General features: G+C 73.9%; 11 protein-coding genes. 8 read left to right on the top strand and 3 right to left on the bottom strand.

All coding sequences use genetic code 11. The annotated features are described in order from the left end of the window. Window positions 1-13: 13 nt before the first annotated feature. Window positions 14-862, bottom strand: a complete 849-nt coding sequence (locus tag ACFVT2_RS40615; protein WP_390026759.1) for a MerR family transcriptional regulator — start codon at window positions 860-862, stop codon at window positions 14-16. Window positions 863-1,040: 178 nt separating this feature from the next. Between ACFVT2_RS40615 and ACFVT2_RS40620 the strand changes: the two genes are divergently transcribed. From ACFVT2_RS40620 to ACFVT2_RS40635, 4 genes are all read left to right on the top strand, one after another. Further along, window positions 1,041-2,588 carry a flavin-containing monooxygenase gene (locus tag ACFVT2_RS40620; RefSeq protein WP_390026761.1) on the top strand — a complete coding sequence of 516 codons (1,548 nt, stop codon included), beginning with the start codon at window positions 1,041-1,043 and terminating at the stop codon, window positions 2,586-2,588. Next, a complete protein-coding gene (locus ACFVT2_RS40625) occupies window positions 2,585-3,550 on the top strand; it encodes an alpha/beta fold hydrolase (RefSeq protein ID WP_390026763.1) in 966 nt (321 codons plus the stop codon). Before ACFVT2_RS40620 ends, ACFVT2_RS40625 begins: the two co-directional genes overlap by 4 nt. After that, window positions 3,547-4,425: an SDR family oxidoreductase gene (locus ACFVT2_RS40630; RefSeq protein WP_390026765.1), complete on the top strand. Its 879-nt coding sequence runs from the start codon at window positions 3,547-3,549 to the stop codon at window positions 4,423-4,425. Before ACFVT2_RS40625 ends, ACFVT2_RS40630 begins: the two co-directional genes overlap by 4 nt. Window positions 4,426-4,562: 137 nt before the next feature. Beyond that, window positions 4,563-4,763 (top strand): hypothetical protein, encoded by a 201-nt coding sequence (locus ACFVT2_RS40635; protein ID WP_390026767.1) that lies wholly within the window; start codon window positions 4,563-4,565, stop codon window positions 4,761-4,763. Window positions 4,764-4,948: 185 nt separating this feature from the next. On the opposite strand, the gene ACFVT2_RS40640 is transcribed toward ACFVT2_RS40635, so the two are convergent. Both ACFVT2_RS40640 and ACFVT2_RS40645 read right to left on the bottom strand, forming a co-directional pair. Continuing rightward, on the bottom strand, window positions 4,949-8,374 hold the full coding sequence (locus ACFVT2_RS40640; RefSeq protein ID WP_390026781.1) for a S41 family peptidase: 3,426 nt from the start codon (window positions 8,372-8,374) through the stop codon (window positions 4,949-4,951). A gap of 248 nt (window positions 8,375-8,622) precedes the next feature. Beyond that, the gene (locus ACFVT2_RS40645) at window positions 8,623-9,846 is read right to left on the bottom strand and encodes a cytochrome P450 (protein WP_390026769.1); all 1,224 of its coding nucleotides are present in this window, start codon (window positions 9,844-9,846) and stop codon (window positions 8,623-8,625) included. 168 nt (window positions 9,847-10,014) lie between these two features. Here ACFVT2_RS40645 and ACFVT2_RS40650 point away from each other — a divergent pair, with 168 nt between their 5' ends. From ACFVT2_RS40650 to ACFVT2_RS40665, 4 genes are all read left to right on the top strand, one after another. Further along, window positions 10,015-11,148, top strand: coding sequence for an energy-coupling factor ABC transporter permease (locus ACFVT2_RS40650; protein ID WP_390026771.1), 1,134 nt, complete (start codon window positions 10,015-10,017; stop codon window positions 11,146-11,148). A gap of 1 nt (window position 11,149) precedes the next feature. Then, entirely contained in the window at window positions 11,150-11,911 is a 762-nt protein-coding gene (cbiQ, locus tag ACFVT2_RS40655; RefSeq protein ID WP_390026773.1) for a cobalt ECF transporter T component CbiQ, read from the top strand. Next, window positions 11,899-12,672 (top strand): energy-coupling factor ABC transporter ATP-binding protein, encoded by a 774-nt coding sequence (locus tag ACFVT2_RS40660; protein WP_390026775.1) that lies wholly within the window; start codon window positions 11,899-11,901, stop codon window positions 12,670-12,672. The genes cbiQ and ACFVT2_RS40660 overlap by 13 nt, the downstream gene beginning before the upstream one ends. Window positions 12,673-12,820: 148 nt before the next feature. Next, the gene (locus ACFVT2_RS40665; RefSeq protein WP_390026777.1) at window positions 12,821-14,008 is read left to right on the top strand and encodes a serine hydrolase domain-containing protein; all 1,188 of its coding nucleotides are present in this window, start codon (window positions 12,821-12,823) and stop codon (window positions 14,006-14,008) included. Window positions 14,009-14,205 lie beyond the last annotated feature (197 nt).

Raw genomic sequence — 14,205 nt, forward strand, 5'->3', positions numbered from 1 at the left:
GGTCTCCCGGGGTTCAGTCCTCCCGGGGGGCCGGCTGCTCGTCGTGTGCGGGCTGCTCGGGATCGGTGGCTCCGCCGGTCAGCAGGCTCTCCAGTTCCGTGCGGATGCGGCGGTCCATGGCCATGGAGAGTTCGGCCTCGACGACGCCCTTGGCGAGCGGGCGGAGGTTCTCCACGCTCTCGGTGGCCCGGGGGAGGTCCTGGAGCGTGGGGACGAGGTGGGTGCGGATCAGGGTGGTGAAGATGTCGGCGAGGGCGTCGGCGTGCGCGCGGACCCGGCCGCCGGCCTCCAGTACGGCGGCCAGTGGGACGCCCTGGGCGATGAGGCTGGTGGAGACGTCCAGCAGGCGCCGGCTGATGTGCACGAACTCGTCGCCGTCCACGGCCAGATAGCCCAGGGCGAGCGAGGTGGTGAGGTTCGCCGGGGTGATCTCGCCGCTGAAGTGGTCGGCCAGTTCCTCGGGGGTGAGGCGGACCGGGGTCTCCTCGGACCAGGGGGTCAGCAGCGGGCTGGGGAGGCCGAGGAGTTCGCCGACGTCGCGGCCGGTCTCGAAGGCGGTGAGGAGTTCAGCGATCCCGCCGAGGGTGTGCCCGCGCTCCAGGAGGGCGGCGATGGTGCGCAGGCGGGCGAGGTGGTGCTCGTTGTACCAGGCGATCCGGCCTTCCCGGCGGGGCGGCGGGATGAGCTTGCGCTCGCGGTAGAAGCGCAGGGTGCGGACGGTGATGCCGGCTTCCCGGGCCAGGTCGGCCATGCGGAACTCGCGTTCCTTCGGGGTGCTTTCGGGGGAAGCGGGGTGGGTGTCGCTCGCGCGGGCGCGGGTGTCCGCGTTCCGGGGATTCTGCGCTGCCGCCTGGTCTGCCACGGGGTCAGCCTATGCGGGCCGGCTCTGCCGGCGGTCCGATGTGACCGGAGGTAACTTCCTGCCGCCGAACCCCTACCGCTCGGTACGGGACTGTCCTACGCTCCAACCGTGCCAATCGTGCCAGTGATTGCTGGCACGATTGCGGGACGGTGGAGCGTCGACTTCGAGAGGTGGCGGCATGGCCGACGACGGGAAGCGGCATGTGCGGGTGGCGGTGATCGGATCGGGGTTCGGCGGCCTGGGTGCCGCCGTACGGCTACGGCGCGCCGGGATCACCGACTTCGTGGTCCTGGAGCGGGCGGACTCGGTGGGAGGCACGTGGCGGGACAACAGCTATCCGGGGTGTGCCTGTGACGTGCCCTCGCACCTGTACTCGTTCTCGTTCGCGCCCAATCCGGACTGGCCGCGCAACTTCAGCGGGCAGCGGCACATCCGGGCGTACCTGGAGCGGGTGGCGGACACCTTCGGGCTGCGGCCGCACCTCCGCTTCAACGCCGAGGTGCGCCAACTGCGCTGGAACACCGAGAAGTTGTGGTGGGAGATCGATACCGCGCAGGGGTCGCTCACCGCCGACGTGGTGGTGTCGGCCACCGGCCCGCTCTCCGATCCGCAGATCCCCGACATCCCCGGCCTGGCGGACTTCCCCGGCAAGGTCTTCCACTCGGCGCGCTGGGACCACGACTACGACCTGCGGGGCAAGCGGGTCGCCATGGTCGGCACCGGGGCCTCCGCGATCCAGATCGTGCCGGCCATCCAGCCGCAGGTCGACGCGTTGACGGTGTTCCAGCGGACCCCGCCGTGGGTGATGCCGCGGGCCGACCGGCGGATCAGCCCGGTGGAGCGGTGGCTGCACACCAAGGTGCCGGCCACCCGGCAGCTGCGTCGTCAACTCCTGTGGAGCATAAGGGAGTTGCAGGTCAGTGCGTTCACCAAACGGCCCGGTGAGCTGGGACTGATCGAGAGCCTGGCGAAGTCGCATATGCGCAAGGCGATCAAGGATCCGGCGCTACAGGCCCGGCTGACTCCCGACTACCGCATCGGCTGCAAGCGGATCCTGCTGTCCAACACCTGGTACCCGGCGCTGGCCCGGCCCAACGTGGACGTGGTGACCTCCGGACTGCGCGAGATCCGGGGCAACGTCCTGGTCGCGGCGGACGGCAGCGAGGCCGAGGTGGACGCGATCATCTTCGGGACCGGCTTCCACGTCACGGACATGCCGATCGCGCAGCGGGTCACCGGGGCCCACGGCACCACCCTCGCGGAGGAGTGGAAGGACGGTATGGAGGGGCTGCGCGGCACCAGCGCGGCCGGCTTCCCCAACTTCCTCACCATCATCGGGCCCAACACCGGCCTGGGGAACAGCTCGATGATCCTGATGATCGAGGCGCAGCTGAACTACCTCGTCGACTTCATGCGCCAGCTGGACGTGCTCGGCGACCGGATCGCCCTGGACGCCCGCCGGTCCGCCGTCGACGCGTGGACCCGCACCATCCAGCAGCGGATGACGCGCACGGTGTGGAACACCGGCGGCTGCGACAGCTGGTACCTCGACGCCAACGGGCGGAACACCACCGCCTGGCCCGGCACCACCGCGGAGTTCCGCCGGGTGACCCGGCAGGTGGACCTCGCCGAGTACCAGGTCATCCGGCCGCCGAAGGAGCGACCCGACGACGAACCGGCCCAGGCCGCCACCGGCCGGACGGCCGCCGAGGAGGTGGCGGCATGAAGCAGCCGGCACACCTCACCCGGGGGCGCTACGCCCCGCCGGTGCCCCGTAGGACGCTGGAGGTCGCCTCCGCCGACGGGTCCCGGTTGTACGCCGAGGTCCACGGGCCCGAGGGCGCCCCGACGGTGGTCCTGGCACACGGCTGGACCTGCTCGACCGCCTTCTGGGCGCCGGTCGTCCGGGAACTGGCCGACACCCACCAGGTGGTGGTCTACGACCAGCGGGGGCACGGGCGCAGCCCGGCCGTCCCGCCCGCCGGCTACAGCACCCGCGCGCTCGCCGACGACCTGGTCGCCGTGTTGGAGCAGAGTCTTGCTCCCGGTGAACGGGCCGTCATCGGCGGGCACTCCATGGGCGGTATGACGATCATGGCCGCCGCCGAGCGGCCCGAACTGCGCGCCCGCGCCGCGGCGGCCCTGCTGTGCAGCACCGGCAGCGCCGATCTGCCCGCCGAGTCCCGGGTGTTCCCGCTGCCCACCCCCGGTGGCCGCCGCCGGGCGCACCGGCTGCTGCTGGGCTCCCGCGCCCCGCTCGGCCCGGTCTCCCCGCCCGCCAAGTGGGCCCTGCGGTACGCCACGATGGGCGCCGGGTCGAGCGCCGAGCAGATCGAGGCGTGCGCGCGGATCGTGCACGCCTGCCCGCCGGGCGTCCGGGCCCGCTGGGGTCATGTGCTGCACGACCTCCAACTCACCCGTGGCGTCAGCCGGTTGGAGGTGCCGACCGCGGTCCTCGCGGGCACCGCGGACCGGCTCACCCCCCTCGTGCACGCCCGCCGACTGGCCTCCGTCCTCCCGCAGTGCGCGGGGCTGACCGAACTTCCCGGGCTCGGCCACATGACCCCGATCGAGGACCCGGACGCGGTCGCCGGGTGCCTGCGGGAACTCGTCCGCGACCATCTGGCCACCGCCCCGGCCCCCCGGGGTACGCGGTCGGCCCGGCAGAAGAAGGAGAAGACGGCGTGAACGGAAGCAAGCTCGACGGCCAGGTCGTGGTCGTCACCGGCGCGGCGCGCGGCGTCGGGGCGGTGCTGGCGCGCAAGTTGTCGGCGCGCGGGGCGACCCTGGCGCTGGTCGGCCTGGAGCCCGACGAACTGCGCGAGGTCGCGGCCTCGTTGCACGGCCCGGCCCACCACTGGCACGCCGACGTCACCGACCACGAGGCGATGGCCCGGGTCGCGGAGGAGGTCAAGCTCCGCTTCGGCAAGGTCGATGTGGTGGTCGCCAACGCCGGGGTGGCGACCGGCGGCCCGCTCGTGGACTCCGACCCGGTGGCCTGGCGGCGGGTCATCGAGGTCAACCTGATCGGCGGCGCGGTCACCGCGCGGGCGTTCCTGCCGGTGCTGATGGCGTCCCGCGGCTACTTCCTCCAGATCGCCTCGCTCGCCGCGCTCACACCGGCGCCGATGATGAGCGCGTACTGCGCCTCCAAGTCGGGCGTGGAGGCGTTCGCGCACAGCCTGCGCGCGGAGGTCGGCTACAAGGGCGTCCGGGTCGGGGTGGGGTACCTGAGCTGGACCGACACCGACATGGTGCGCGGCGCCGACCGCGAGGACCTGATGCGGGAGTTGCGCGCCCGGCTGCCCTGGCCGTCCAACAAGACCTATCCGCTGGGCCCGGCCGTGGACCGCATCGTGGCCGGCATCGAGCGCCGCTCCCCGCACGTCTACGGGCAGTGGTGGCTGCGCGGGATGCAGTCGGTGCGCGGCTACCTGCCGTCGCTCATCGGGACGGTGGGGCAGCGCGAGATGCGACGGTTCGGGGACCGGCTCGACGGGTTCCGGCCGGGGCTGGTCGGCGCGGGCGGCGAGGCGGACGAGAAGGCCCGGGTGAACGGGTAGCGGGGCCGGGGCGGCGGGCCGGTCCCGGCCTGGGGGCGACCACGGAGAGTGTCCGATTGTGATCGAAATGCGACGAATGTCGGTTCGTGTCACGCTTATCGAGCCCGATCCCCAACACCCCCACAGGAGTGAACAGCATGGGCATCGAAGACCAGTTCAAGGACAAGGCGCAGCAGCTCAAGGACGAGGCCAAGCGGCGGGCCCAGCAAGGTCAGCAGGGCGCCGAGCGCGGCAAGTCGTCCCCGGAGCGCGGCAAGCAGTCCCCGGAGCGTGGCCAGCAGCCGCGCGAGCGCGGCCAGCAGATGCTGGACGACGTCGAGGACCGCTACCAGAGCTGACGCCCTGGCGTCCAGAGTGATGGGCGTCTGACGTCCTGAACGAGGGTCGTTCGTCCTTTCGCGGAGAGGCGCATCCGGTGAACCCGGGTGCGTCTTTTCGTTGCGCCGGTCTTTTCGTTGCGCCGGCCGGGGTCGTAACCGCCCAACGGGACTGCCCCGCAGGGCGGTTGGGTGGTTGGTGGGTGTTACTCGGTGCCGCGCGGCGGGAGCGAGGGGCGCCGCCGGTCCGGGACGTCCGAGAGGTCCGGCGGGGTCGCCGCGGGATGGCGGTCCAGGAGTTCCAGTGCGGTGCGCACCGCGACGCCGAGCTGCGGGTGCCGGCCCTCCGCCCAGTGCAGCGGGGAGCGCAGCGCCTCGATGTCGACCTCGACGCCGTGGTTCTCCACGCCCCAGCCGTAGAGGTGGAACCACGCCGCGTTCATCGGGACGGTGATCTGGGTGCCGTCCGCGAGCCGGTGCCGGCCGGTCATGCCGACCACCCCGCCCCAGGTCCGGGTGCCGACCACCGGCCCGATGCCCTGGAGCTTGAACGCCGCGGTGATCATGTCGCCGTCGGACGAGGTCATCTCGTCGGCGAGCGCGACCACCGGACCGCGCGGCGCGTTGCTGGTGTACGACACCGGCTCGGCGTCCCGGGTCAGGTCCCAGCCCATGATGGTCCGGGTCAGCTTCTCGATGACCAGCTCGGAGATGTTGCCGCCGGCGTTGCCGCGGACGTCCACGACCAGCGCGGGCATCGCGACCTCCCGCCGCAGATCGCGGTTGAACTGCGCCCAGCCCGAGCCGCCCATGTCGGGGATGTGCAGGTACCCGCACCGGTCGTCGCTCAACTTCCGCACCACGTCCCGCCGTTTGGCCACCCAGTCCTGGTAGCGCAGCGGCCGCTCGTCGATCAGCGGGACCACCGCGACCCGCCGGGCGTGACCGTTGCCCGCCTCGTCCGGCGGGGCGAAGGTCAGCTCCACGGTCGTCCCGCCGGCCGCGGCAAGTAGCGGGTACGGGCCGGCCACCGGGTCCACCGGGCGGCCGTCGACGTGGGTGAGCGCACTGCCCTCGCGGATGCCCGTACCGGCCAGCGGCGAACGGGCCTTGGAGTCCGAGGACTCGCCGGGCAGGATCCGCTTGACCACCCAACGGCCGTCCCGGCACACGAAGTTGGCGCCGAGCAGCCCGATCGGGCGCTGGTAGTGCGGCGGTCCCTCGTTGCGGCGGGCGCCGGTGACGTAGGCGTGCGAGGTGCCCAGCTCGCCGAGCACCTCGCGCAGCAGATCGGCGAACTCGTCGGGGCTGGCGACCCGTTCCAGCAGCGGCCGGTACTGCGCCAGTACGTCCTCCCAGTCGATCCCGCACAGCTTCGGGTCCCAGAAGTACGCCCGGACGATCCGGCCCGCCTCGTCGAACGCCTGTCGCCACTCCGCCTCCGGATCCACGTCGTGCAGGATCCGCCGCAGGTCCAGGTAGACCGTGGTGTCGCCGTCCGCCGACTCGGTCGCGGGCACCGCGCGCAGCTCGCCCTCGTCGTTGACGACCAGCCGGGTGCCGTCGCCGCTGAGCGCGAACCCGTCCAGGGAGCTGGTGAGTTCGGTGCGCCGGGCCTTGGTCAGGTCGAAGTGCTCCAGGGTGGGGCGGCCGGAGGTGTCGGCCGGGTTGGCGAAGGTCTCGCCCAGCGCGCCGGAGATCGGCCAGCGCAGCCACACCAGACCGCCGCCGCTGACCGGCCGGAGCGAGGAGTACTTGGACGCGGAGACCGGGAACGGCGTGACGCGGTTCGCCAGCCCCTCCACCTCCACCAGCACCGGTCCCTCCCCGGTCGGGGGGTTCTCGTCCGGATCCAGTCCGCCGGCCGCCGGCCGCCCCTCCGGGGACAGCGCGAACGGGGACGGTGTCGCCGACGACAGCGGCACGAGGTAGGGGCGGCAGCCCAGCGGGAACGACAGGTCGCCGGTGTGCACGTCGTAGACCGGGTCGAAACCGCGCCAGGACAGGAAGGCGAGGTACCGGCCGTCCCGGGTGAACACCGGCTGCTCGTCCTCGAAGCGGCCGTTGGTGACGTCCACGATGTGCCCGTCGGACAGCCGGGCCATCTTGATCATCCGCAGGGTGCGGCCGATGCCCGGGTGCGACCAGGTCAGCCAGCGGGAGTCGGGGGAGAAGGCCAGATCGCGGACCGGGCCGTTGCGGGACCGGGTCACCTCGGTGACCACCTGGGCCGGCCCGCCGGTCGTTCCGCCGGTCGTTCCGCCGGTCGTTCCGCCGGTCGTTCCGGCGTCACCGCCCGCGGCCTCCTCCGGCGCACCGGTCTCCTCCGGCGCACCGGTCTCCTCCGGCGCACCGGTCTCCTCCGGCGTGCCGGTCTCCACCAGCAGCAGCCGCCCGTCGTGGGTGGCCACCGCCAGCCGCTCGCCGTCCGGCGCGGAGATCAGCTCGTGGACCCGGCCCACCGCCCCGGCCGCCAGTCGGCGCGGGGTGCCCGGACCGCTGGCCCGCGGCAGGTTGGCGATCTCGACGGCGTCCTCGCCCTCGGCGTCCGTCACGTACGCGATCCGCCCGGTGGCGCCCAGCATCACCGGCAGCCGCACCCGTACGCCCGGGGTGTCGTGGATGGTCCGGGCCGGGCCGTCGCGGTGGGTGAGCCAGTACAGACTGCCGCGGACCCCGACCGCGCTGGCCCGCCCGGTGGCGTCCACCGCCAGACCGGTGACGTGCGCGGCGGCCGGCACCTGGTAGCTGCGGCGGCCGGCCCGCGGCCCGCCCAGCCGCACCGCGAGCTTCCGCGGCACCGCGCCCGGGGACAGGTCGTCGATCAGCCACAGGTCGCCGGCGCACTGGTAGACGATCCGGGAGCCGTCGGTCGAGGCGTGCCGGGCGTAGAAGTCGGGGTGGTCGCTGTGCCGGCGCAGATCCGTGCCGTCGGGGCGGCACGAGTAGACGTTGCCGACGCCCTCGTGGTCGGAGAGGAAGGCGATCCGGCCGGCGGTGAACATCACCGAGCCCAGGTGCCCGCACAGATCCGGTAGCAGCCGGGTGCCGTGCAGCCACATCCGCCCCATCGCCCCGCCCCGGTACCGCTTCCAGGACGCCGGCTCGTGCGGCGGCTTGCCGCTGAGCAGCAGGGTCCGCCGCTCCCCGTCGAGGTCGGCCAGCGCGATGTCGGCGACCGGCCCCCAGGGCAGCTGGCCGCCGGGACTGCCGTCGGTGGGCAGGCTGTACGCCCACGAGTAGTACGAGAACGGCTGACCGTGCGAGGACACCGCGAGGATCTGCGACTGCCCCTCGTGGTCCGGTGGCGTCCAGCCGCAGACCCGGGCGTCGGTACTGCCCCAGTACGTCAGCCGCCGGGCCTGGCCGCCCTCCACGGACACCAGGTGGACCTCCGGGTCCAGGCTGCGCCAGCTGGTGAAGGCGATCCGGCTGCCGTCGGGGGAGAAGCGCGGATGCCCGACCCGGGTCCGGTCCACGGTCAGCCGCCAGGCCCGGCCCGGCTCCGCCCCGTCCGGCGCGAGCGGCGCCAGCCACAGGTCGTCCTCGGCGGCGAAGCACAGCAGGTCGCCGTGGAGGTGCGGATACCGCAGGTACGACCCGGGCGGTCGGCCCGGCCCGGTCGTCGGCACGCGGCGCAGCCGGCCGCGCGCTCCGGCGCCGTCCGCGGCCGCCGGCTTGTCCGTGACCGCCGCGTGGTCCGCGCGGTCCGTGTCGTTCGGCCCCGGGGGCGGCCCGGCGGCCTCGGGTGCATCGCTCACGCCCCCATGGTTTCGGCGCCGCGGGCGGGCGGCAAGTCGGCCTGTCCGGACGGCCCCGCCCGCCCCGCCGCGCTTCGGCCGCGCCCGCGCCCCCGGCCCGTGCCCGGGAACGGAGCCCGTCAGCCCCGGCCGGTGGCGAACGGCAGCGACGCGTACCGCCGCACGTAATGGCCGCCCGCGAAGGTGCCGCCGGCCGCGTCCACCGTGAAGTCCGGGAAACGGGCCAGCAGTTCCTCCAGCGCGATCCGGGCGACCAGCCGGGCCGCGGCGGCCCCCAGACAGTGGTGCGGGCCGTGGGTGAAGGCGAGGTGCTGCGGCCCGTCCCGGGTGATGTCCAGGCGGTCGGCGTCCGGGCCGAACGCGCGGGGGTCGCGGTTGGCGGCGCCGTACAGCAGCAGCACCTTGCGGCCGGCCGGGACGGTGCGGCCGTGCAGCGTGGTGTCGACGGTGACGGTGCGGGCCAGGCACTGGACCGGGGAGGTCAGTCGGAGCAGTTCCTCGACGGCCGCCGGCAGCCGGGCGGGGGTGTCGAGCAGGGTGCGGCGCTGGCCCGGATGGGCGGTGAGGAGTTCCGCGGCACCGCCCAGCAGGCCGGTGGTGGTGTCGTTGCCGCCGGCGACCATGGTGAAGGCGAAGCCGAGGATCCGCAGCAGCGCGGTGCCGTCGCCCGGCGGCAGCAGCCGGACCAGGTCGGAGACGGTGTCGTCGGCCGGTTCGATGCGACGCCGCTCGACCAGCTCCGCGAAGTAGCCGAACAGCCCGCCCACCGCCTCGGTCGCGGTCAGCGGGTCGCCCAGCGCATTGGCCTCCACGATGGCGTGCGTCCAGCCGTCGAAGCGGGCCCGGTCCGCCTCCGGCACGCCGAGGTAGCGGCCGACGACGAAGCTGGGCAGCGGCTTGAACAGCTCCGCGACGATGTCGCAGCCGTCGCGCAGACCGGCGATGTGGTCCAGCCGGGCCCGGACGAAGGCGCGCACGTCCGGCTCGATGGCGGTCACCCGGCGCGGGGTGTAGCCGCGGGTGATCAGCCGCCGGAAGTCGGTGTGCTCGGGCGGGTCCAGCATCACCATCGGGGCGGCGTCGGTGATGCCGAGCCGCTCCCGCTCGCCGTAGACGAAGGTGAGGCCGCCGGCGGAGGAGAAGCGCGCGGTGTCGCGGGCGGCCGCGAGCACGTCCGCGTAACGGGAGAGGACCCAGTAGTCGCCGTCGGCGACGTGGTGCAGGGGACGGGCGTCCCGCAGGGTCGCGTACATGTCCCACGGGGCGCGCCAGCTCTCTGAGGCGCACGGGGCGAACCCGGCGGGAGCGGAACCCGGGGCCTGGGGTGCTTCCTGGGCTGTCATGGCCGGGAGGGTGGGGGAGCGGGGCGCAAGAGTCAATGGCGATGCGGGGGCGGACGGGGGTGTGCGGGCGGCGGCCCGGGCATTCCGCGTCGCGGGCGCTCTTGCAACTTAGTTGCAGGACCCACATCATCGTCGGGTTGCGGAGCCAGAAGCGAAAGAAGCCTGAAGATGCACGTACCCGACGGATTCATCAACGCGCCGGTGTCGGCGGCGGCCGGTGCGGTCGCCGCGGCCGCGGTGGCGGTCAGCCTGCGCGGCGCCCGGCGCGAACTGGCGGGTGCCGGGACGGGCGGCGGCACCGGCGCGGACCGCACCGCGCCGCTCGCCGGACTGGTCGCCGCGTTCATCTTCGCCGTGCAGATGCTGAACTTCCCGGTCGCGGCCGGCACCAGCGGACACCTGCTCGGCGGCGCCCTCGCGGCGATCCTCGTCGGCCCGTACACCGGCGTGCTGTGCGTGTCCGTGGTGCTGCTGATGCAGGGCGTGCTGTTCGCCGACGGCGGGCTGACCGCGCTCGGCATCAACATCTCCGACATGGCGCTGACCACCACCGTCGTCGCCTACGGCGTCTTCCGCCTGCTGGTGAAGGTGCTGCCGCGCAGCCGCCGCTCGGTCACCGTCGCCTCGTTCGCCGCCGCCCTGCTCTCGGTGCCCGCCGCCGCGGTCTGCTTCACCGCCCTCTACGCCCTGGGCGGCACCACCGACGTGCCGATCGGCAAGGTCTTCACCGCCATGGTCGGGGTGCACGTACTGATCGGCATCGGCGAGGCGCTGATCACCGCACTCACCGTCGGCGCCGTGATCGCGGTCCGCCCCGACCTGGTGTACGGCGCCCGCGACCTGGCCCGACCGCTGGAACTGCGCACCTCCCCGCTGGCCACGACCGCATCGGCCGACCCCGCTGCCCCCGCCGACCCCGCCGCCGACGCGCCGGACCCGGCTCCCGCGCCCGCCGCTCCCCGCCGCTCGGCCCGCCGGCTCTGGCTCGCCGGCCTGGCCGTCGCCCTGCTGTGCGCCGGCGGCCTCAGCTACTACGCCTCCAGCAGCCCCGACGGCCTGGAGAAGGTCGCCCACGACAAGGGCCTGGACACCAGGACCGCACAGCACGCCACCGCCGATTCCCCGCTCGCCGACTACAGCGTCAAGGACATCGCGAACCCGCGGCTGGCCGGCGGCCTCGCCGGCGTCATCGGGGTCGCCGCCACCCTCGCCGTCGGCACCGGCGTCTTCGTCGTGCTGCGCCGCCGCAAGGCCGCCGCGGCCGCCGCCCCGGTCGCCGACGCCCCCGCCGAGCGGGGCTGACATGGGGGCAGGCCATACGCACAAGCTCTACCGGGACGGCAGCTCCCCGGTCCACGCCCTCCCGGCGCACTGCAAGATCGCGGCCGTCTTCTGCTTCGTCCTGATCGTCGTCGCCACCCCGCGCGCCGCGGTCTGGGCGTTCGCGCTGTACGCGGTGCTGCTGGCGGCGGTCGCCGGGGCCGCCCGGATCCCGGCCGGTTTCCTGCTCAAGCGGCTGCTGATCGAGGTGCCGTTCGTGGCGTTCGCGGTGCTCATGCCGTTCGTCGCGGAAGGGCCCCGGGCGCACGTCCTCGGACTGGACCTGAGCGTGGGCGGCCTGTGGGGCGCCTGGAACATCCTCGCCAAGGGCACGCTGGGCGTCGCCGCCTCCGTCCTGCTGGCCGCCACCACCGAGCTGCGGCAGTTGCTGCTCGGCCTCCAACGCCTGAAGATGCCGCCGCTGCTGGTCCAGATCGCCTCCTTCATGATCCGCTACGGCGATGTGATCACCGACGAGATGCGGCGGATGCGGATCGCCCGGCTCTCCCGCGGCTTCGAGGCCCGCGGCGTCCGCCACTGGGGCGTGCTCGCCAAGTCCGCCGGCGCCCTGTTCATCCGCTCCTACGAGCGCGGCGAACGCGTCCACCTGGCCATGGTCAGCCGCGGCTACACCGGCACCATGCCCCTCCTCGACGCCACCACCGCCACCCGCACCCAATGGACCCGCGCGGCCGCCCTCCCGCTCGCCGCGCTGGCCGTCTGCCTCCTGGGATGGACCCTGTGAGTACCACTGCCCCCGCCCCCTCGCTCGCCGTCGCCGGCCTCGCCTACGCCTACCCCGACGGCCACCAGGCCCTGTTCGGCGTCGACCTGACCCTCGACCGCGGCGAACGGGTCGCCCTGCTCGGCCCCAACGGCGCCGGCAAGACCACCCTCGTCCTGCACCTCAACGGCATCCTCGAAGCCGGCGCCGGCTCGGTCACCGTCGCCGGCCTCCCGGTCGCCAAACAGCACCTCGCCGAGATCCGGCGCCGGGTCGGCATCGTCTTCCAGGACCCCGACGACCAACTGTTCATGCCGACCGTCCGGGAGGACGTCGCCTTCGGACCGGCCGCCGCCGGACTGCGCGGCGCCGCACTGGACACCCGGGTCACCGAGGCCCTGGACCGGGTCGGCATGACCGCCTTCGCCGACCGCCCGCCGCACCACCTCTCCTTCGGCCAACGCCGCCGGGTCGCCGTCGCCACCGTCCTCGCCATGCGCCCCGAAATCCTCGTCCTCGACGAGCCGTCCTCCAACCTCGACCCGGCCTCCCGCCGCGAACTCGCCGACATCCTGCGGTCGTTGGACGTCACCGTCCTGATGGTCACCCACGACCTGCCGTACGCCCTGGAGCTGTGCCCGCGGTCCGTGGTGCTCTCCGGCGGGGTGATCGTCGCCGACGGCACCACCCAGGAGCTGCTGTGCGACGAGGAGCTGATGCGCGGCCACCGGTTGGAGCTGCCGTTCGGCTTCGACCCGCGCTCGGTGACCCTCCCCGGCTGACCGGACCCGACCCGCCCCCGCCCCGCGGCCGGATGTGAGGAACGCCACGGCCCCGGGCCCTGGCGGTGCCCCTGGTCATGAGCATGGATCCCGACGTTGCACCATTGATGGGTCACCAAAGCGACGGAAGAGCGGGAAGCGGGATTCAGTGGTGGACGTCCAGGGCACGGTCGAGGACGGCTTCGAGCCGGTCCGGGACGCCTTCGCAGCCAACTTCGCCGAGCGCGGCGAGCGGGGAGCGGCGGTCGCCGTCTACCGGGACGGCCGCAAGATCGTCGACCTGTGGGCCGGCACCAAGGACGGCGACGCCGAGCCCGGCGACCCCACGGCCGCCCCCTGGGAGCCCGGCACCGCCCAGATCGTCCGCTCCGCCACCAAGGGCATCGCCGCCACCGTCCCGCTCCTGCTGCACCAGCGCGGCCAGCTCGACCTGGACGCCCCGGTCGGCACCTACTGGCCCGAGTTCAAGGCCGCCGGCAAGGACCGCGTCCTGGTCCGCCACCTCCTCGCGCACCGGGCCGGCGTGCCGGCCCTGGACACCCCGCTCACCCCCGCCCAGGCCATCGACGGGCTCAGCGGCCCGGCCGCGGTCGCCGCCCAGGCCCCCGCCTGGACGCCCGGCACCGATCACGGCTACCACGCCCAGACCTACAGCTGGCTGCTGAGCGAACTGGTGCTGCGGGTCACCGGCCGCACCCTCGGCACCTGGGTCGCCGACGAGATATCCCGGCCGCTCGACCTCGACCTGTGGATCGGCCTCCCGGACGAGGCCCGCCCCCGCGTCGGCCGCCTCGCCCCCGTCGAGGCCCCGCCCCGGCCCGCCGCCGCCGGCCTGCGGGTCCGCCCCAAGAAGACCGTCGCCGACGCGTACGCCGACCCGGCCTCCCTCACCAGCCGCGCCTTCGGCGCGATCTCCCCGGCCCCCGACGAGAACGACGACGCCTACCGCGCCGCCGAACTCCCCGCCTCCGCCGGCATCGCCACCGCGGACGCGTTGGCCCGCGCCTACGCGGCGCTGATCGGGCCGGTCGACGGCCATCCGCGACTCTTCGCGCCGGCGACGCTGACCCTCGCCCGCACCGAGGAGTCCGCCGGACCCGACCGCACCCTCCTCGTCAACACCCGCTTCGGCCTGGGCTTCATGCTGCACGGCCCGTCCTCCCCGCTGCTCGGCCCCGGCTCGTTCGGCCACCCCGGCCGCGGCGGCGCGCTGGCCTTCGCGGACCCGGAGAGCGGGATCGCCTTCGGCTACGTCACCAACGGCATGCAGCCGAATGTGACGGCGGACCCGCGGGCGCAGGCGCTGGTCCGTGCGCTTGCCGCCGTGGGCGGCTGAATTTCCCCACGTTTTTTGCTTTCCCGCCGTGCCCTCTGGGGTGGGCTTCCCACGTTGTCGGGTGCCCCGCCGTGGGGCCTCTTGTTTCCGCCTTCGGCGGGAGGGTGTGTGGGGCGGGGCCCCGGGTCGTCTGCGGTGGCGGGTCCGGGGGCTCCGGGGTGGGTTGTCGGACTGCTTCGCTTTACGTCCGACAACCC

Source organism: Streptomyces sp. NPDC058000 (assembly GCF_042886435.1).
GTDB lineage: Bacteria > Actinomycetota > Actinomycetes > Streptomycetales > Streptomycetaceae > Streptomyces.

What these genes read in the sequence shown, in the direction of transcription:
- ACFVT2_RS40620 (WP_390026761.1), top strand. Translation starts at nt 1,041, where the DNA reads ATGGCCGACGACGGGAAGCGGCATGTGCGGGTGGCGGTGATCGGATCG.
- ACFVT2_RS40625 (WP_390026763.1), top strand. Translation starts at nt 2,585, where the DNA reads ATGAAGCAGCCGGCACACCTCACCCGGGGGCGCTACGCCCCGCCGGTG.
- ACFVT2_RS40635 (WP_390026767.1), top strand. Translation starts at nt 4,563, where the DNA reads ATGGGCATCGAAGACCAGTTCAAGGACAAGGCGCAGCAGCTCAAGGAC.
- ACFVT2_RS40645 (WP_390026769.1), bottom strand. Translation starts at nt 9,846, where the DNA reads ATGACAGCCCAGGAAGCACCCCAGGCCCCGGGTTCCGCTCCCGCCGGG.
- ACFVT2_RS40650 (WP_390026771.1), top strand. Translation starts at nt 10,015, where the DNA reads ATGCACGTACCCGACGGATTCATCAACGCGCCGGTGTCGGCGGCGGCC.
- cbiQ (WP_390026773.1), top strand. Translation starts at nt 11,150, where the DNA reads ATGGGGGCAGGCCATACGCACAAGCTCTACCGGGACGGCAGCTCCCCG.
- ACFVT2_RS40660 (WP_390026775.1), top strand. Translation starts at nt 11,899, where the DNA reads ATGGACCCTGTGAGTACCACTGCCCCCGCCCCCTCGCTCGCCGTCGCC.